Source organism: Kitasatospora sp. NPDC051164 (genome assembly GCF_044455625.1).
GTDB lineage: Bacteria > Actinomycetota > Actinomycetes > Streptomycetales > Streptomycetaceae > Kitasatospora.
On sequence record NZ_JBITFB010000027.1, the window covers coordinates 1 to 18,314 of the forward strand.

At 72.0% G+C, this 18,314-nt stretch carries 12 protein-coding genes and 1 rRNA gene; 11 read left to right on the top strand and 2 right to left on the bottom strand.

The genetic code is table 11. The features are described 5' to 3' along the window. Together rrf and ACIBEC_RS33690 are read left to right on the top strand one after the other, a co-directional pair. A 5S ribosomal RNA gene (gene rrf, locus ACIBEC_RS33685) occupies nucleotides 1-91 on the top strand; the annotation flags it as partial. 61 nt (nucleotides 92-152) lie between these two features. Further along, on the top strand, nucleotides 153-998 hold the full coding sequence (locus ACIBEC_RS33690) for a phosphatase PAP2 family protein (RefSeq protein WP_360505143.1): 846 nt from the start codon (nucleotides 153-155) through the stop codon (nucleotides 996-998). A 12-nt stretch (nucleotides 999-1,010) separates the two neighbouring features. Here ACIBEC_RS33690 and ACIBEC_RS33695 read toward each other — a convergent pair whose 3' ends face one another. After that, the gene (locus tag ACIBEC_RS33695; RefSeq protein ID WP_360505145.1) at nucleotides 1,011-1,574 is read right to left on the bottom strand and encodes a GPR1/FUN34/YaaH family transporter; all 564 of its coding nucleotides are present in this window, start codon (nucleotides 1,572-1,574) and stop codon (nucleotides 1,011-1,013) included. A gap of 256 nt (nucleotides 1,575-1,830) precedes the next feature. Continuing rightward, complete coding sequence (locus ACIBEC_RS33700; RefSeq protein WP_360505147.1) at nucleotides 1,831-4,392, bottom strand: SpoIIE family protein phosphatase; 2,562 nt, start codon at nucleotides 4,390-4,392, stop codon at nucleotides 1,831-1,833. A 510-nt stretch (nucleotides 4,393-4,902) separates the two neighbouring features. Between ACIBEC_RS33700 and ACIBEC_RS33705 the strand changes: the two genes are divergently transcribed. The 9 genes from ACIBEC_RS33705 to ACIBEC_RS33745 all read left to right on the top strand — a co-directional run bounded on the left by ACIBEC_RS33705 (nucleotide 4,903) and on the right by ACIBEC_RS33745 (nucleotide 18,257). Continuing rightward, entirely contained in the window at nucleotides 4,903-9,486 is a 4,584-nt protein-coding gene (locus ACIBEC_RS33705; protein WP_360505236.1) for a HAMP domain-containing protein, read from the top strand. A gap of 320 nt (nucleotides 9,487-9,806) precedes the next feature. Further along, on the top strand, nucleotides 9,807-10,445 hold the full coding sequence (locus tag ACIBEC_RS33710; RefSeq protein ID WP_360505238.1) for a response regulator: 639 nt from the start codon (nucleotides 9,807-9,809) through the stop codon (nucleotides 10,443-10,445). 147 nt (nucleotides 10,446-10,592) lie between these two features. Next, nucleotides 10,593-13,271: a DNA translocase FtsK gene (locus ACIBEC_RS33715; protein ID WP_360505149.1), complete on the top strand. Its 2,679-nt coding sequence runs from the start codon at nucleotides 10,593-10,595 to the stop codon at nucleotides 13,269-13,271. Between the two features lie 358 nt (nucleotides 13,272-13,629). Then, on the top strand, nucleotides 13,630-14,493 hold the full coding sequence (locus tag ACIBEC_RS33720; protein WP_360505151.1) for a helix-turn-helix domain-containing protein: 864 nt from the start codon (nucleotides 13,630-13,632) through the stop codon (nucleotides 14,491-14,493). A 97-nt stretch (nucleotides 14,494-14,590) separates the two neighbouring features. Beyond that, nucleotides 14,591-16,081: a 30S ribosomal protein S12 methylthiotransferase RimO gene (rimO, locus tag ACIBEC_RS33725; protein ID WP_360505153.1), complete on the top strand. Its 1,491-nt coding sequence runs from the start codon at nucleotides 14,591-14,593 to the stop codon at nucleotides 16,079-16,081. After that, a complete protein-coding gene (gene pgsA, locus ACIBEC_RS33730; RefSeq protein WP_396289673.1) occupies nucleotides 15,985-16,716 on the top strand; it encodes a CDP-diacylglycerol--glycerol-3-phosphate 3-phosphatidyltransferase in 732 nt (243 codons plus the stop codon). The genes rimO and pgsA overlap by 97 nt, the downstream gene beginning before the upstream one ends. Nucleotides 16,717-16,732: 16 nt before the next feature. Beyond that, nucleotides 16,733-17,215 (top strand): CinA family protein, encoded by a 483-nt coding sequence (locus ACIBEC_RS33735; RefSeq protein WP_360505157.1) that lies wholly within the window; start codon nucleotides 16,733-16,735, stop codon nucleotides 17,213-17,215. 318 nt (nucleotides 17,216-17,533) lie between these two features. After that, nucleotides 17,534-17,902, top strand: a complete 369-nt coding sequence (locus ACIBEC_RS33740) for a helix-turn-helix domain-containing protein (protein ID WP_049660741.1) — start codon at nucleotides 17,534-17,536, stop codon at nucleotides 17,900-17,902. 55 nt (nucleotides 17,903-17,957) lie between these two features. Continuing rightward, the gene (locus tag ACIBEC_RS33745; protein ID WP_360505159.1) at nucleotides 17,958-18,257 is read left to right on the top strand and encodes a hypothetical protein; all 300 of its coding nucleotides are present in this window, start codon (nucleotides 17,958-17,960) and stop codon (nucleotides 18,255-18,257) included. The last annotated feature ends 57 nt before the right edge of the window (nucleotides 18,258-18,314 follow it).

Sequence of the window (18,314 nt, forward strand, 5' to 3'; positions counted from 1 at the left end):
GCCCGGTTACATTCCGAACCCGGAAGCTAAGCCTTACAGCGCCGATGGTACTGCAGGGGGGACCCTGTGGGAGAGTAGGACGCCGCCGAACAATCATTCCAAGAAGCCCCCTTCCCATCCGGGAGGGGGGCTTTTTGCGTTACCCTCTGCCAATGCAGAACCTGACCCTGACCTGGCAGTCCGCCGGGGGCGCCGCCGCCGGTCTCTACGCCGGCGCGTACGTCGCGTCGAGGGTTCGGAAGCCGTCCCTGTCGGCGTTGCTGCGGGAGGCCGGCACGCTGCTGGCGTTGTTCGCGCTCTGGCAGTTGGTCGGGCACCTGTCGGTGATGAGCGCGGACCACGCGGTGGACCGGGCGAGCTGGATCCACCACACCGAGCAGGTGATCGGGTTGCCCGACGAGGCCTCCTGGCAGTCGGCGGTCACGCCGTACCCGGTGCTGGTGCGGCTGGCGAACTACTACTACGCGGTCATGCACTTCGCGGTGATGCTGGGTGTCCTGCTCTGGGTGTTCGTGCGGCACCGCGAGCGGTACGCGTGGGTGCGGAACACGGTGGTGATCACGACCGCGGTCTGTCTGCTGGTGCAGTTCATCCCGGTGGCGCCGCCGCGGATGCTGCCGGGGAGCGGTTTCGTCGACGTGGCCGCGGAGTACGGGCAGTCGGTGTACGGGGGCGCGGTCGGCGGGGTGGTGGTGGCCGACCAGCTGTCGGCGATGCCCTCGGTGCACGTCGCCTGGTGTGTGCTGGCCGCGGTCGCGGTGGTCCGGGTGTCGCGCAGTTCGCTGCGGTGGGTCATGGTGCTACACCCGGTGCTGACGATCGCGGTGGTCGTCGTGACGGCCAATCATTTCTGGGCGGACGGGATCGTCGCCGTCGTGATCCTCCTCCTCGCGTACGCCGTACTGGCGTTGGCGGCACGCCGACGGGGCCGGCTCTCCGTCTCGACGGAGACCCGACCCCGCAGTACCGCCGAGGAGCGGTGGGAACAGGTCGGTTGAGCCGTCAGCGGCTCACTTGACCGGCAGGGCGAGCTTTCCCCAGGATCCGTTGCTCAGCGCGGAGGTGGCCCAGTACCAGGCGGCGAGCCCGGAGGCGGCCGCGATCCAGCCGGCGAGCTTGGCCAGGCCGCTGTGGCCACCGAAGGTGGCGATGGCGGTGAGCAGCAGGGAGAGCGTCATCAGGCCGTAGACGGTGCGGCTGAGCAAGCCCGCGCCCCAACTGGCCGCGGTGAGGGTGAGGGCGAGCAGGGCCCACAGGAGCAGGAACAGACCGGCGGCGTTTTTGCCGGCCCCGCCGGCCGCCGACCAGGTGGCCCAGAAGGCGCCGAGGCTGGTGAACGCGGTGCCGGTGAAGCCCTCGCCGCCGCGGAGCTGCCAGAGGCCCGCGATGAAGAGGGTGACGCCGCCGAGCAGGTGGGCGAGGTGGGCGGCGTCCCCGATGCCGGCGCCGTGCAGGATGCCGGTGGAGAGCAGACCGTAGGCGAGTAGTGTCAGGCCGAGGGCGAGGTAGCCGAGGTTACCCGCGTCGGCTCCGGTGGAGCGGGCGTTCGTTGCCCCGGTAGCGTCGTTGCTCACCGGAGGCTCCTTTCACTCTGGGCGCGCGCAGGGCGCAGTGACGCTGTGGTGTCGTTCGATGGGTGGATGCGCGCGACCGCGCCGAGGGCGCACGGCTGTGAGCGTGCGCGGGCTGCGGTCAGAAGTGATGGGCCAGCGGAGAGCCCGCTGGTCACGTCCCCGCCGGGTGGATTCCCGGTGAGATCGGTTTACCCGACCTTGGACGCTTGTACCCTTGTGAATATAACAATTTGTGACTGCGTCAGCTGTGGAACGCTCACGGCTGGCGCTGGTTGGGCACCCGCAGGGTCAGGATCGCCATGTCGTCGGACGGCGGCTCGGGGGCGAAGCGTTCGACCGCGCGCTGGACGCGGGCCGCGACGGCGCCGGCGGTCAGACCGGTGCAGCCGGTGAGCACCTCGGCGAGGCCGTCGTCGCCCAGCATCCGCCGGCCCTCGCGGCGTTCGGTGACGCCGTCGGTGACGCACAGCAGGACCTCGCCGGGGGCGAGCACCAGGTGCTCGGCGGTCAGGTCGAGGTCGTCCATGACGCCGAGTAGCGGCTGCGGAGTGGCGGCGCGGTCGACCCGGCCGTCGGTGCGCAGCCGCAGCGGCAGCGGGTGGCCGGCACAGACCAGGGAGAGCTCGGTGCTGCCGTCCGGGCGGGGCGTCAGCTCGCCGTAGAGCAGGGTGAGGAAGCGGCTGCGCGAACCCTCGTCCAGGATGGCCGCGTTGAGGCGGCGGAGCACCTGCGGGGCGTCCAGGCCCTCGCGGGCGAGCAGCCGCAGGGAGTGCCGGGCCAGGCCGGTGACCGAGGCGGCTTCGGGGCCGGTGCCGCAGACGTCGCCGATGGCGAAGCCGTAGGTGCCCTCGCGGATGGTGAACAGGTCGTAGAAGTCCCCGCCGACCTCGTTGCCCTCGCCGGCGGCCTGGTAGTAGACGTCCACCTCGACGCCCGGGATCTCGGGCAGGTCCGGCGGGAGGAGGCTGCGCTGCAGGGCCTGGCTGGTGGCGGTGCGCTCGGAGTAGAGCCGGGAGTTGTCGAGGGCGAGGGCGGCGCGGCGGGAGAGGTCCTCGGCGAGTTCGAGGATCTCCTGGCGGAACCGGACGCCGGCCGGGACGCCGAGGGCCAGCAGGCCGATGACGCGGTTGCGGGCGGTCAGCGCGATGACGACGGTCTCACCGAGCAGGCCGGCGAGTTCGGGGCTGTCGGTGAGGCCGCCGGCCTCGGCGGTCTTGGCGGGCGCCGTCCAGAAGCGGACGCCCTGGCTGGGGCCGGCCTCGGGGACGGGGGTCTTGTCGAGCAGGTCGCGCAGCGGGTCGATGCGGTCCTCGTCCTCGTGCAGGACGAAGGCGAGCCGGGCCGGGGAGGTGTGGTCGGCGGTGGTGTAGAGGGCGCACCAGGAGGCCAGGGTGGGGACGGCCATCTGGGCCATCAGCGCGAGGGTCTGTTCGTGTTCGAGGGTCCCGGCCAGCAGGTCGGAGGCCTCGACCAGGAAGGAGAGCGAACCGCGGCGCAGCCGTTCGAGCTCGGTCAGCCGGGTGCTCTCGACGGCCAGGGCGACCCGGTCGGCGGCGAACTGCAGGCGCAGCGCGTCCTCGTTGTCGTAGCGGCCGGGTGTGGTGGCGGCGATGCCGAGCGAGCCGATCAGGCGGCCCTCGACCTTGAGCGGGACGGTGAGCAGGGAGCGCATGCCGCTGTCGGAGAGCAGGGGCAGGCCGGTGGGGCGGGCGGTGAGGTCCTCGTGGACGGAGGGCAGCCGGGCGGAGTCGTAGCGGTTGCCGGTCTCGATCGGGAAACGGTTGTGCCGGCGGTGTCCGGAGGTGAGGCCGGTGGCGGCGCGGACCTCGAACTCGGTCTCGTCGTCGGTGGTGAGCAGCAGGTACGCGGCGTCGCCGTCGAGCAGGTCGCGGGCGCGTTCGACGGTGCGCTGCAGCAGGGTGTCGAGGTCGTCGGTGGCGACCGGGCCTGCCATCAGGTCGAGGCGGGGGCCGACCGGGTCGGGGCGCTCACCGGGCAGGGCGCGGGCGGGGGCGCGCAGGACGGCGCGGTCGGGTTCGAGGACGAGCAGACAGAGGGTGGACGGGACGCCCTCGGTGTCGCGCACGCGCACCTGGACGCCGTACACCTCGACCTCGTGGCCGTCCTGGCGGCGGATCCCGTAGCCGCCCTCCCAGCGGGCCAGCCGCAGGGTGTCGGTCAGGGCGAGGCCGCGGCCGGGGGACTGCGGCCAGACGGCGAGGTCGGCCCAGGGGCGGCCGAGGGCGGTGGCGGCGGGGTACTGGAAGAGGGCTTCGGCGTCCGGGTTCCACGCCAGGACGCGGCCATCCTCGTCGAGCTGGACGACGGCGACGTGCACCGGGCCGGCACTGCTCGGCAGGTCGCTGCCGGGGGTGGCGGGAACGGCGTAGCGGGTGCCGAGCACGTGTGCGGGCAGCTGGAGGCGGAACCAGACGGTCTTCCGGCCGGCTGCGTACTCGACGCCCCACCGTTCGGCGAGGGCGGAGCACATCAGCAGACCGCGGCCGCCCTCACCGTCGGGGTCGGCGTAGCGGTCGGAAGCGGTGACGGGCCCGTCGCCGAGGGAGGGCAGGCCGCGTTCCGGGTGGTGGTCGGTGACCTCGATCCGGACGGTCTCCTCCTCGCGCAGGCAGCAGACCTCGGCGGCGGTGCCGGCGTGCACGACGGCGTTCGTGACCAGTTCGCTGACCAGCACGATCGCGTCGTCGACGACCTCCGGCAGGCCCCAGCCGAGCAGCGCATCGCGGACGAAGCCCCGGGCGGCGGCCGCGGACCGGCCGTCGGGGTCGAAGGTGGCGGCTGCGCGCGCGGTGACCACGTTGCCACTTCTCCTCTGCTGCTCTTGCCCTGGCGCTGTCCGGGGTGCGGCGCCGACTTCCCCGCGCGCGCCGTCGGGGTGAGCGGCGTCGCTGGGTCGGGTCGTGGCCCGGTGCAGCGCTCCACCCTACTTTCCGCTTGGTTCCCCGTGGGGGTGGGGAGTCGAAACAGGCACCTGAGGGTGATTCTGCCCACCTGTTTCGGACGGTGCGGTACCAACCGTGCGCAACCGGCCGTACACCGGGCGCCAGTGCTGCCAGACTGGGGGGTCCGCGATGACCGGTACGAGCAGTACGGTCGTGTGGGTGCCGGTGCGCGCAGGCCGCCGGTACACAGCCCAGCCGGGCCGGTGCCCGGGCACGTGCCGCACCGGCACGGGCGGCCACCGGACAGTTCACGATGTGGGAGGGGCCCGTTGAGTTCGGCCACCAAGGACGCAACCGGTACGACGCCGCCCGCCCAGCGCGGCGGCCGCTCCGGGACCGCGCCGCGGAACGCGGCCGGCCGGCGAGTGAGTCACAACCGCGGCGCGGAACCCGCCGAGCTGCGCAAGCTGCTGTCCGCGCTGACGGCGATGCGGGACGGCAACTTCCGCCGCCGACTGACGGTTCCGGGTGACGGGCCGCTGGCGGAGATCGCCGCGGTGTTCAACGAGGTCGCCGAGCGCAACCAGCACCTGACCGGTGAACTGGCCCGGGTGCGGCGGGCGGTGGGCCGGGAGGGCCGGCTGAACGAGCGGCTGGAGACCGGGGCCGGCGAGGGCGCCTGGATGGCGGCGGTCGACAACTGCAACGCGCTGATCGACGACCTGGCCCGTCCGATGTCCGAGGTGGGCCGGGTGCTGACCTCGATCGCCGAGGGCGACCTGGACCAGAAGATGGAGCTGCGCTCGCTGCACAGCAACGGGGTGAGCCACCCGCTGCGCGGCGAGTACCTGAAGATCGGGCGGACCGTCAACGGACTGGTGGACCAGCTCTCGGAGTTCACCGACGAGGTGACCCGGGTGGCCCGCGAGGTCGGCACCGAGGGCAAGCTCGGCGGCCAGGCCAAGGTCCGTAGCGTATCGGGCAGTTGGAAGGACCTGGCGGACTCGGTCAACACCATGGCCGGGCGGCTGACCGCGCAGGTGCGCAACATCGCCCAGGTGACCACGGCGGTGGCCAAGGGCGACCTGTCCCGCAAGGTCACCGTCGAGGTGGCCGGCGAGATGCTGGAGCTGAAGAACACCGTCAACACGATGGTGGACCAGCTGAACGGCTTCGCCGCGCAGGTCACCGGGGTGGCCCGGGACGTCGGCACCGAGGGGCGCCTCGGCGGTCAGGCGCAGGTGCCGGGGGTGGCCGGGGTCTGGCGGGACCTCACCGACTCGGTGAACTTCATGGCCGACAACCTGACCGGCCAGGTCCGCAACATCGCCCAGGTGACCACGGCGGTGGCGCGCGGCGACCTCTCGCAGAAGATCGAGGTGGACGCGCGCGGCGAGATGCTGGAGCTGAAGAACACCATCAACACGATGGTGGACCAGCTCTCCGGCTTCGCCGAGCAGGTGACCAGGGTGGCCCGCCAGGTGGGCACCGAGGGCCGGCTGGGCGGTCAGGCGCAGGTGCCCGGGGCGGCCGGGGTGTGGCGGGACCTGACCGACAACGTCAACTTCATGGCGAACAACCTCACCGATCAGGTCCGCAACATCGCTCAGGTGACGACCGCGGTGGCCAAGGGCGACCTGTCGCAGAAGATCCAGGTGGACGCGCGCGGGGAGATCCTGGAGCTGAAGAACACCATCAACACGATGGTGGACCAGCTGTCGTCCTTCGCGGACGAGGTGACCCGGGTGGCCCGGGACGTCGGCACCGAGGGCATCCTCGGCGGCCAGGCGAGCGTGCCCGGGGTGTCCGGGACGTGGAAGGACCTGACCAACTCCGTCAACCTGATGGCCAACAACCTGACCAGCCAGGTGCGCAACATCGCCGAGGTGACCACCGCGGTGGCGCGCGGCGACGTGTCGAAGAAGATCACCGTCGACGCCCGGGGCGAGATCCTGGAGCTGGTGACCACCGTCAACACCATGGTCGACCAGCTGTCGGCGTTCGCCGACGAGGTGACCCGGGTCGCCCGCGAGGTGGGCACCGAGGGGATCCTGGGCGGCCAGGCGCGGGTGCGCGGGGTGTCGGGCATCTGGAAGGACCTGACCGACAACGTCAACTTCATGGCGTCCAACCTGACCGGCCAGGTGCGCAACATCGCCGAGGTCGCCGGTGCGGTGGCCCGCGGCGACCTCTCCAAGAAGATCTCCATCGACGCGCAGGGCGAGGTGGCGGCGCTCGCCGCGACGCTCAACACCATGGTCGACCAGCTGTCCTCCTTCGCGGTGGAGGTCACCCGGGTGGCCCGCGAGGTGGGCACCGACGGCACCCTGGGCGGTCAGGCGAGCGTGCCGGGGGTGGCCGGCATCTGGAAGGACCTGACCGACAACGTCAACCTGATGGCCAACAACCTGACCGGCCAGGTGCGCAACATCGCGCTGGTGATCACCGCGGTCGCCCGCGGCGACCTCTCGCAGAAGATCGACGTCGACGCGCGCGGCGAGATCCTCCAGCTCAAGACCAGCATCAACACCATGGTCGACCAGCTCTCCGCGTTCGCCGACGAGGTGACCCGGGTCGCCCGTGAGGTGGGCACCGACGGACGGCTCGGCGGTCAGGCCCGGGTGCCCGGCGTGGACGGCACCTGGCAGGACCTGACCGAGTCGGTGAACGAACTGGCCAACAACCTGACCCGGCAGGTGCGCGCGATCGCCCAGGTCGCCACCGCGGTGACCAGGGGCGACCTGAGCCTGCGGATCGACGTGGACGCCGCGGGCGAGCTCGACGAGCTCAAGGACAACATCAACCAGATGATCGCCAACCTGCGCGAGACCACCCGCACCAACCAGGAGCAGGACTGGCTCAAGACCAACCTCGCCCGGATCTCCGGCCTGCTCCAGGGCCGCCGGGACCTGGAGGCGGTCGCCTCGCTGATCATGACCGAGCTGACCCCGGTGGTCTCCGCCCAGCACGGCGCCTTCTTCCTCGCCCAGCCGGCCGGCCGCACCGCCGAGCTGATCACCGAGGACGACGACGAGAACGACACCGTGCTGCGCCTGATCGGCAGCTACGGCTACCAGCGGCGGGCGATGCCGACCACCTTCCGCCCCGGCGAGTCGCTGATCGGCCAGGCCGCGGTGGAGAAGCGGGCGATCATCCTCAAGGAGTCGCCCCCCGGCTACCTCAAGATCGCCTCCGGCCTCGGCGAGGCCTCCCCGGCGCACATCGTGGTGCTGCCGGTGCTGTTCGAGGGCCGCCTGCTGGGCGTGATCGAGCTGGCCACCTTCAGCTCCTTCACCACCGTCGCACTGGACTTCCTGAACCAGATCGCCGACCTGATCGGCGTCACCGTCAACACCATCAGCGTCAACACCAAGACCGAGGGCCTGCTGTTGGAGTCCCAGCGCCTCACCGCCGAACTCTCCATGCGATCGGCCGAGTTGGAGGCGCGCCAGGAGGAACTGGAGCGCACCAACGAGGAGTTGCAGGAGAAGGCCGAGCAACTCGCCCAGCAGAACCGCGACATCGAGATCAAGAACAGCGAAATCGAGGAGGCGCGGCAGGTCTTGGAGGAGCGCGCCGAACAGCTCGCCCTGGCCTCCCGGTACAAGAGCGAGTTCCTCGCCAACATGTCGCACGAGCTGCGCACCCCGCTCAACTCGCTGCTGATCCTGGCCAAGCTGCTCTCCGACAACAACGAGGGCAACCTCTCGCCCAAGCAGGTCGAGTTCGCCGACACCATCCACGGCGCCGGCTCCGACCTGCTCCAGCTGATCAACGACATCCTCGACCTGTCCAAGGTCGAGGCGGGCAAGATGGACGTCCGCCCGGCCCGGATCGCCCTGGTCCAGCTGGTCGACTACGTGGAGGCCACCTTCCAGCCGGTCGCGCTGGACAAGAACCTGGACTTCGCCGTCCGGGTCTCGTCCGCCCTGCCCGTCACCCTGCACACCGACGAGCAGCGGCTCCAGCAGGTGCTGCGCAACCTGATCTCCAACGCGGTGAAGTTCACCGACGCCGGGGCCGTGGACTTCTCGATCCGCCCGGCCGGCGCGGAGGTGCCGCAGCACGTGCGCGAGCGGCTGCTGGAGTCCGGCTCGATCCAGGGCCCGGACGACGAGCTGATCGCCTTCTCGGTCTCCGACACCGGCATCGGCATCCCCGACAACAAGCTGCGGGAGATCTTCGAGGCGTTCAAGCAGGCCGACGGCACCACCAGCCGCAAGTACGGCGGCACCGGCCTCGGCCTGTCGATCAGCCGCGAGATCGCCCGGCTGCTCGGCGGCGAGATCCACGCCGAGAGCGAGCTGGGCAAGGGCTCCACGTTCACGCTCTACCTGCCGCTGCGCACCGAGGCCCCGGACACCGCCGGGGAGCCGCGCCCGGGCGAGCGCCCGTCCGCGTCGAACACCCAGACACCGCGCGCCTCGGTCGGCGTGACCCCGGTGGGCCTGCCGGTGCCGGTCGGTGAGAACCCGGCCGACCACTGGGCCCAGGAGGTCCGCGAGCTGGCCGAGGAGCGCCGCCGGGGCGCCGTGGAGCGCCGACGCAGCGCAGCCCTGGAGAGCGCCGCCGGGCCGCGGGCGGTGGAGCCCGTGCAGCCCCGCCCGGTCAACGGCGACCGGCGCTTCGACGGCCAGCAGGTGCTGATCGTGGACGACGACGTCCGCAACGTGTTCGCCCTCACCAGCGTGCTGGAGCAGCACGGCCTGACCGTCCTGTACGCCGAGAACGGCCGCGAGGGCATCGAGATGCTGGAGCAGCACGAGAGCGTGGCGCTGGTCCTGATGGACATCATGATGCCGGAGATGGACGGCTACGCGACCACCGAGGCGATCCGCCGGATGCCCCAGTTCGCCGGCCTGCCGATCATCGCGCTGACCGCCAAGGCGATGATGGGCGACCGGGAGAAGTCGCTGGAGGCGGGTGCCACCGATCACATCACCAAGCCGGTGGAGACCGATCACCTGCTGTCGGTGATGCACGACTGGCTGAGCGGGGACCGTGCGTGAGCGAGCGAAACGAGCCGGGCGCATGGCGGGCGAGGGAGGCGCGAACCCCGTCGCGGGCCCCGGGGTCCGCGCCTCCCGGGCGGCCGGTTTGCTGGCGGACGGGCCCGGGAACCCGGTAGGGTCACCGATCGTTGCGAACAGTGACCGGATGGCGACGCCCTGCTGAGCGTGCGCCGGGGTACTGGCTGCGCGCCGCTCCGGATCGGATCACGACGGAGCGATGTGCCGGGCGAGGGGGTGCGGCTAGCATGACCGGGGTAGCGGTGGGCAGTACGCGGGTGCCGGCACCGGGCGGCAGGCAGGCGACAGGAGGGCGGGCCCTGATGCAGAAGGCGAAGATCCTCCTGGTCGACGACCGACCGGAGAACCTTCTGGCACTGGAGGCGATCCTCTCGGCGCTGGACCAGACACTGGTGCGCGCCGCCTCCGGCGAGGAGGCGCTCAAAGCGCTGCTCACCGACGACTTCGCGGTGATCCTGCTGGACGTCCAGATGCCCGGGATGGACGGTTTCGAGACCGCCGCCCACATCAAACGCCGCGAGCGCACCCGGGACATCCCGATCATCTTCCTGACCGCGCTCAACCACGGCCCGCACCACACATTCCGAGGCTACGCGGCCGGGGCCGTGGACTACATCTCCAAGCCCTTCGACCCGTGGGTGCTGCGCGCCAAGGTCTCCGTCTTCGTCGACCTGTACGTGAAGAACTGCCAGCTGAAGGAGCAGGCCGCGCTGTTGCGGCTGCAACTCGAGGCGGGCGGCGGCGAGCCGGCCCTCGGCGGGGCGCTGCTGGGCGAGCTGTCCGCGCGGCTGGCGGCGGTCGAGGAGCAGGCGGAGGCGCTCGGCAAACAGCTGGACGAGGTAGAGGACGCCGGGGTGGCGGCGACCGCCGCGCACCTGGAGCGCAAGCTCGTGGCGCTGCGCCGGGCACTGGACGCGATGCGCCCCGGAAGCTCCTGATCCGCTGCCGTACGTTCACCCGTCCGGGTGGTTCCGTGCGGCGGTCGGGTGAATCCCGGTCAGTGTGACGGTGTGTCTGCGACACGTCCGGGCGCCCCGGCTCGGGCGCATGTGCACCGGTGGTCCACCCCGGTAGGCTGCTGAGCCATGGCCACTCGCACGCCCGGAAACGCAGCACGTAAGACGAGTCCGGGACCGTCCAAGAAGGCCGCGGCGAAAGCCCCGGGCAAGCCACCCGTGAAGAAGGCGGCGGCGAAGAAGGCGGCTCCTGCGAAGAAAGCGGCGGCCAAGTCGGCCCCGCCGCCACCCAAGCCGTCCCGGTCGGTGCTGATGGGCGCCCTGAACGCCCTGGCGAGTCCGATCGCCGCGATCTTCCGGGGCTTCGGCGACGGTGCCAAGAACCTCGACCCGGCCCACCGCAAGGACGGGGTGGGCCTGCTGCTGTTCGCGCTCGCGCTGGTGACCGCCGCCGGCACCTGGTTCAGCCCGCAGGGCTGGCTGGGCGAAGCGGCCACCGCCGTGGTGTCCGGAATGTTCGGCCGGCTCGACGTGCTGGTGCCGTTCCTGCTGGCCGCGATCGCGATCCGGCTCTGGCGCCACCCGGAGCTGCCGGAGGCCAACGGCCGGATCATGATCGGGCTGAGCACCCTGCTGATCGGCGTCCTCGGCCTGGTCCACATCGGCTGCGGCGCGCCCATGATGGGCAGCGGCGCCTCCCGGATAAGGGCGGCCGGCGGCATCATCGGCTGGGCCGCGTCCACCCCGATGATGGCCGCTGCCGGGCCGGCGCTCGCCGTGCCGCTGCTCCTGCTGCTGGCCTTCTTCGGCCTGCTGGTGGTCACCGCCACACCCGTCAACCGCATCGGCGAGCGGGTCCGGTGGGTCGGCATACGGCTCGGCGTGGTCGAGCCCGGGCCCGAGGACGAGCTGCGCAGGGGGCGTGCGCCGGAGCGCGAACTGTCCACCGAACCGCCGGAGGACGCCGACCCCGACGCGCTGCCCTTCACCGTGGACACCGATGGTGACGACCCGACGGACGAGGTGGGCGCCCGCCGGCGCCGCCGCGGGCGCAGGCGGAGCGATCCGGACGACCCGGCGGCCGTCCGGGTCTCCCTGGACAAGGAGCCGCTGGACCCGTACGCCACCCGCGACCTCGCCGCCGGCGCGGCCGCCGACCTGGACGGTGCGCTGGTCTACGGCGTGCCGGCCTCCTCCGCGGTGGCGGACATGATGCACCAGGTGCAGGACCACACCGCACCGCCGGAGGAGCCCGCCGTCCCGGCCGCCCGCAGCGGCGGCCCGGACGCGCCCGAGGAGCACGGCCCGGCGCCGGTGCGGATGGAGCAGCTCCGGCTCGGCGAGGGCATCGGCTACGCGCTGCCCTCCCTCGACCTGCTGGAGCGCGGCGGCCCCGCGAAGGCCCGCAGCGCCCTCAACGACGAGGTGGTCGCCCAGCTCACCAGCACCTTCACCGAGTTCAAGGTGGACGCCCGGGTCACCGGTTTCACCCGCGGCCCGACGGTCACCCGCTACGAGGTCGAACTCGGCCCGGCCGTCAAGGTGGAGCGGATCACCGCGCTCGCCAAGAACATCGCGTACGCGGTCGCCAGCCCGGACGTGCGGATCATCAGCCCGATCCCGGGCAAGTCCGCGGTCGGCATCGAGATCCCCAACCGGGACCGCGAGATGGTCAACCTCGGCGACCTGCTGCGCTCGCGCACGGCCGCCGAGGACACGCACCCGATGGTCGTCGGCATGGGCAAGGACGTCGAGGGCCACACCGTGATGGCCAACCTCGCCAAGATGCCGCACATCCTGGTGGCCGGCGCGACCGGCGCGGGCAAGTCGTCCTGCATCAACTGCCTGATCACCTCGATCCTCGCCCGGGCCACCCCGGACGAGGTGCGGATGGTGCTGGTCGACCCCAAGCGGGTCGAGCTGACCGCGTACGAGGGCATCCCGCACCTGATCACGCCGATCATCACCAACCCCAAGAAGGCCGCCGAGGCCCTCCAGTGGGTGGTCCGCGAGATGGACACGCGCTACGACGACCTCGCGGCGTTCGGCTTCCGGCACGTGGACGACTTCAACGCGGCGGTGCGGGCCGGCAAGGTCACTCCGCCGCTGGGCAGCGAGCGGGAGCTGCGGCCGTACCCGTACCTGCTGGTGATCGTCGACGAGCTGGCCGACCTGATGATGGTCGCGCCGCGCGACGTCGAGGACTCGGTGGTCCGGATCACCCAGCTCGCCCGCGCGGCCGGCATCCACCTGGTGCTCGCCACCCAGCGGCCCTCGGTGGACGTGGTCACCGGTCTGATCAAGGCCAACGTGCCCTCCCGACTGGCCTTCGCGACCTCCGCGATGGCCGACTCCCGGGTCATCCTGGACCAGCCCGGCGCGGAGAAGCTGATCGGCAAGGGCGACGCGCTCTTCCTGCCGATGGGCGCGAGCAAGCCGATCCGCATGCAGGGCGCATTCGTCACCGAGGCGGAGATCGCCAGGGTGGTGCAGCACTGCAAGGACCAGCTGGGCGCCGTCTACCGGGACGACGTGACGGTCGGCGGCGGGCCGAAGAAGGAGATCGACGAGGAGATCGGCGACGACCTGGACCTGCTCATCCAGGCGGCCGAGCTGGTGGTCTCCACCCAGTTCGGCTCGACCTCGATGCTCCAGCGCAAGCTCCGGGTCGGCTTCGCCAAGGCGGGCCGGCTGATGGACCTGATGGAGTCGCGCGGGATCGTCGGCCCCAGCGAGGGCTCCAAGGCCCGCGACGTCCTGGTGCAGCCGGACGAGCTGGACGGGGTGCTGGTGACCCTGCGGGGCTGACGCGCAGGGCCGTCCGCCGCCGTGCCGTCCGTCGCCCTCGGGCCCTCCGCTGCCGCCGTGCCGTCCGTCGCCCGGTGCGCCGGACGGCCCCGTGTCCCGGACGAGGTATCACTCGTTCGGAGGAGGGTAGGCGCGGTTCGGGGAGCCCCGCGGAACCGAACCTCCACACACCGCGTCACAGGCCGGAAAGCGATCCCGGGGTTCCCCGCGTGCGGCTCCGCTGACGGCCGGTCAACGGGGTGCCGGACCCCGGTCGGAGCGGGCGCGCACGTTCGGTCCTGCTCCGCTTGAGAAACGATCCGCCCACGCCCCTAGACTGTTCCCCAGCAGGTGGCCATCCGCTCGAAAGGCGTGCCCCGTGACCATCGGCAAGTCTCCCGACCGCGAGAACACTCCGTCGTCCGTCGAACCGACCGACGACGCGGTGCAGTCGGCCGATGCCCCGAGCATCGGCCGGGTGCTGTCCGCCGCCCGGATCGACGCGGGACTCACGGTGGACCAGGTGAGTACCGCCACCCGCGTCCGGGTGCCGATCGTCCATGCCATCGAGGAGGACGACTTCGGCCGCTGCGGAGGCGACTTCTACGCCCGCGGACATATCCGCCTGATCGCCCGTGCCGTCGGCGTGGACGGCGACGAGCTGGTCGCCCGCTACGACGCCGCGCACGGCGGCCCGCCCGCCGCCAAGCGCCCGGCGAGCGGGCTGATCGACAGCGGCCCGATCAAGGTGCCCAGCCGCGGCCGGCCGAACTGGGCGGCCGCCATGGTCGCCGCGATCGTCGCGGTGGTCGCCCTGATCGGCTTCAACCTGGTCAGCGGCAAGGGCGGGCACGGCACCACCGGCTCCGCCAGCGCGCCGCTGCCCAGCGGCTCCGGCACCGGCTCGGTCGCCCCCGCCGCGACGCCCGCCGTCCAGCCGCCGGCGCCCGCGCCGAGCGCCGCCGCGATCGCCGCCGTCCCGGCCGACAAGGTCACCGTGAAGCTGGTCGCCGAGGGCACCAGCTGGGTCTCGGCGATGAACAGCAGCGGCAAGTCGCTGTTCCAGAACAACATCAGCGACGGTCAGGACCAGACCTTCACCGACCCCAAGCAGATCCGGCTGGTGCTCGGCAACGGCGGGGCCGTGCACGCGTACGTCAACGGCAAGGACCTCGGCCTCCTCGGCAAGGACGGGCAGGTGGTGCACGTCACGTACACCCCCGGAGACCCGCAGGCGGGCTGACCACAGGGGCCGGCGAGGCCCCGTGATGATCAGCTGATTCGAGGCGCGCGGCCTCCGGGGCGAACGGCACCGGAGGCCGCGCGTTAATCTTGGCCCTATGCCTGAACGCCGTACTGTCGCCCTTGTCACGCTCGGATGCGCCCGCAACGAGGTGGACTCCGAGGAACTCGCCGGGCGACTGGAAGCCGACGGCTGGTTGCTCGTCGACGACGCCGCCGAAGCGGACGTCGCCGTCGTCAACACCTGCGGCTTCGTCGAGGCCGCCAAGAAGGACTCCGTGGACGCCCTGCTGGAGGCCAACGACCTCAAGGGGCACGGCCGCACCCAGGCCGTCGTCGCGGTCGGCTGCATGGCCGAGCGGTACGGCAAGGAGCTCGCCGACGCGCTGCCCGAGGCGGACGGCGTGCTCGGCTTCGACGACTACTCCGACATCTCCGACCGCCTGCAGACCATCCTCTCCGGCGGCCACCACGCCCCGCACATCCCGCGCGACCGCCGCAAGCTGCTGCCGATCAGCCCCGCCGAGCGGCAGTCCGCCGCCGAGGCCGTCGCACTGCCCGGCCACGGCGCCGAGGCCGCCGCCGAGCCGATCACCGACCTGCCCGAGGGCCTCGCTCCGGCCTCCGGCCCGCGCACCCTGCGCAAGCGGCTGGACGACAACCCGGTCGCCTCGGTCAAGCTCGCCTCCGGCTGCGACCGGCGCTGCTCCTTCTGCGCCATCCCGGCCTTCCGCGGGTCCTTCATCTCCCGCCGCCCCTCCGACGTGCTGCACGAGGCCCAGTGGCTGGCCGGGCAGGGCGTCCGCGAGATCGTCCTGGTCAGCGAGAACAACACCTCGTACGGCAAGGACCTCGGCGACATCCGGCTGCTGGAGACGCTGCTCGGCGAGATCGCCGCGATCGAGGGCGTCGAGCGGGTGCGGGTCTCCTACCTGCAGCCGGCCGAGATGCGCCCGGGCCTGATCGACGCGATGACCGGGACCGCCGACGTGGTGCCCTACTTCGACCTGTCCTTCCAGCACTCGGCGCCCGCCGTGCTGCGCCGGATGCGCCGCTTCGGCTCCACCGACCAGTTCCTGGAGCTGCTGGGGACCATCCGCGACAAGGCCCCGCAGGCCGGCGCCCGGTCCAACTTCATCGTCGGCTTCCCCGGTGAGACCGAGGAGGACTTCGCCGAGCTGGAGCGCTTCGTCACGCACGCCGGGCTGGACGCGATCGGCGTCTTCGGCTACTCGGACGAGGACGGCACCGAGGCCGCGACCTATGACGGCAAGCTCCCCGAGGACGTGATCGCCGAGCGGCTGGACCGGCTGAGCCGGCTGGCCGAGGAGATGACCGCCCAGCGGGCCGAGCAGCGGATCGGCACCGAGGTCGAGGTGCTGATCGAGTCGGTCGAGGACGGCGTGGTCGAGGGCCGGGCCCTCCACCAGGCACCGGAGACCGACGGCCTGACCACCCTCGAGGGCGTCGAGGCCCCCGAGGTCGGGCAGTTCTGGCGGGCCAAGGTCGTCGCCAGCGAGGGCGTCGACCTGATCGCCGAGGCGCTGGAGCAGGTGCGGGTCCGCTTGGTCCCGGGAGCCGGGGCATGACCAAGGGGCCCGGCGCCCCGGCCGCGGCCCACCCGGGGAGACCGGCGGCCGCGGTGCCGTCGACCCCGAGGATCTGGAACATCGCCAACGTGCTCACGATGGTCCGGGTGCTGCTGGTGCCGGTCTTCGTGCTGCTGCTGTTCGCCGACGGCGGGCACAACCCCAAGTGGCGCTCGGTCGCCTGGGCCTCCTTCGCCGTCGCGATGATCACCGACCTGTTCGACGGTGAACTGGCCCGCCGCAAGGGCCTGGTCACCGACTTCGGGAAGATCGCCGACCCGATCGCGGACAAGGCGATCATGGGCTCGGCGCTGATCGGCCTCTCGCTGCTCGGCGACCTGCCCTGGTGGGTCACCGTGGTGATCCTGGCCCGCGAGCTGGGCATCACGCTGATGCGGTTCTGGGTGATCCGCTACGGGGTCATCCCGGCCAGCCGCGGCGGCAAGCTCAAGACGCTGACCCAGGGCACCGCGGTCGGCATGTACGTGCTGGCCCTGACCGGGTGGCTGGCCACCGGGCGGGCCGTGCTGATGGGGCTGGCGGTGCTGCTGACCGTCGGCACCGCGCTGGACTACGTCGGCCAGGCGCTCCGACTGCGCCGCGAGGGACAGGCCGCGGAACGCGCGGGCCGTTGAGCGACGGGGGAGACGAGTGGCGGAGCACGACTACCGGCTGGCCGAGCGGGCGCACGCCGCGCTGCGGGCCGAGGGCGGCACGCTGGCCGTCGCCGAGTCGCTGACCGGCGGCCTGCTGGCCGCCGCCCTGGTGGACGTCCCCGGGGCGTCCGCGACCTTCCGGGGCTCGGTCACCGCGTACGCGACCGGGCTGAAGGCCTCCGTGCTCGGGGTGGACGAGGGCCTGCTGGACGTGTACGGGCCGGTCCACCCGGTGGTGGCCCGGCAGATGGCCGAGGGCGTGCGCGGGCTGCTGGGGGCGACGTATGGGCTCGCGACCACCGGGGTGGCCGGTCCCGACCCGCAGGACGGACAGCCGGTGGGCACCGTACACCTGGCGGTCGCCGGCCCGGGGGGAACTCTGGTCAGTTCGCCCCTGCTGTCGGGCGGCCGTGCCACAATCCGTCACGAGGCAGTGACTGCCGCACTGGAGCTGCTCGTCGGTCGGCTCGCACGGTAGGGCACCCGCTCCGGCGGATCTCCACCGAACCGAGATCCGCCGATCCGGTGCCCGGGTATGTCACAGCTGGAGGATCGTGTTACATCCAACGGCCTGGTTGGGCAGAAACCAGGTGGCGAACGAATTGCGTGACGGTGGCCGGGTGGCCCGCATCGGGTACCACGAGGGGCCCGCGAACCCCGGTACGACACCGGAACGAGGAGGGGGACAGCCTTGCAGCCCAGAGTGAACACGACCAGGGTCCCCGCACGCGATGCGGGCAAGGCGGTACGGTGGGGGCGTGACATCTCGATCCGCAGTCCGAGGAGGGAGGCACCGATGATCCTGCTCCGTCGCCTACTGGGCGATGTACTGCGTCGGCAGCGCCAGCGCCAGGGCCGCACACTCCGCGAGGTGTCGGCGGCAGCCAGGGTTTCGCTCGGATACCTCTCCGAGGTCGAGCGGGGACAGAAGGAGGCCTCCTCGGAGCTGCTCTCCGCCATCTGCGACGCACTCGACGTCCGGATGTCCGAGGTCATGCGCGAGGTCAGCGACGAACTGTCGCTCGCCGAACTTGCGGCGATGGCCACCCTCTCCGAAGGTGATCTGCTGAGGCCGGTACTCGAACCGGTTCCGCTGCCCGCCCCCGGCACCGACCGGGCGAACATGTCGCCCAAGGCCGCCGCGATGGACGTGGTCGCCGCCTGATCCCGGCCTCGACTCCCGGGCGTACCCGCTCGGGGCGAGCGAAGGGAGGGCGGTCGTGCGGAGAGACACGATGGTGCGCCCGATGGCCCGAATACGGGCACGGGCGCGGCTGTTGCTCCGGCTGTTGTTCCGGGTGCGGTGGGTCCTGGCGGCGGTGGCGGCCGGGCTCGCCTGGTGGCTCCTGGTCGTCCGGGGGCAGTCGGCCGACGGCGCGGTGCTCGGGCTGCTCGCAGCCGGAGGCTGGGGCCTCGGTCTCATACCGGTCCATGCCGACCGGAACGCGACCGGACCCGCCCCCCGCCGACGCGGGGAACCGGTACGGCCGGTGGAGGCGCAGCCGCCACCGATCGGGTGATCAGACGTGGCCGGAGGCCGCGGGGTCCTGGACCCCGCGGCCTCCGGTGTGTTCGGG

Bases quoted from the DNA above. Each gene is read 5' to 3' on its own strand.
- ACIBEC_RS33690 (WP_360505143.1), top strand. From the start codon at position 153: ATGCAGAACCTGACCCTGACCTGGCAGTCCGCCGGGGGCGCCGCCGCC.
- ACIBEC_RS33715 (WP_360505149.1), top strand. From the start codon at position 10,593: ATGGCCACTCGCACGCCCGGAAACGCAGCACGTAAGACGAGTCCGGGA.
- rimO (WP_360505153.1), top strand. From the start codon at position 14,591: ATGCCTGAACGCCGTACTGTCGCCCTTGTCACGCTCGGATGCGCCCGC.
- ACIBEC_RS33740 (WP_049660741.1), top strand. From the start codon at position 17,534: ATGATCCTGCTCCGTCGCCTACTGGGCGATGTACTGCGTCGGCAGCGC.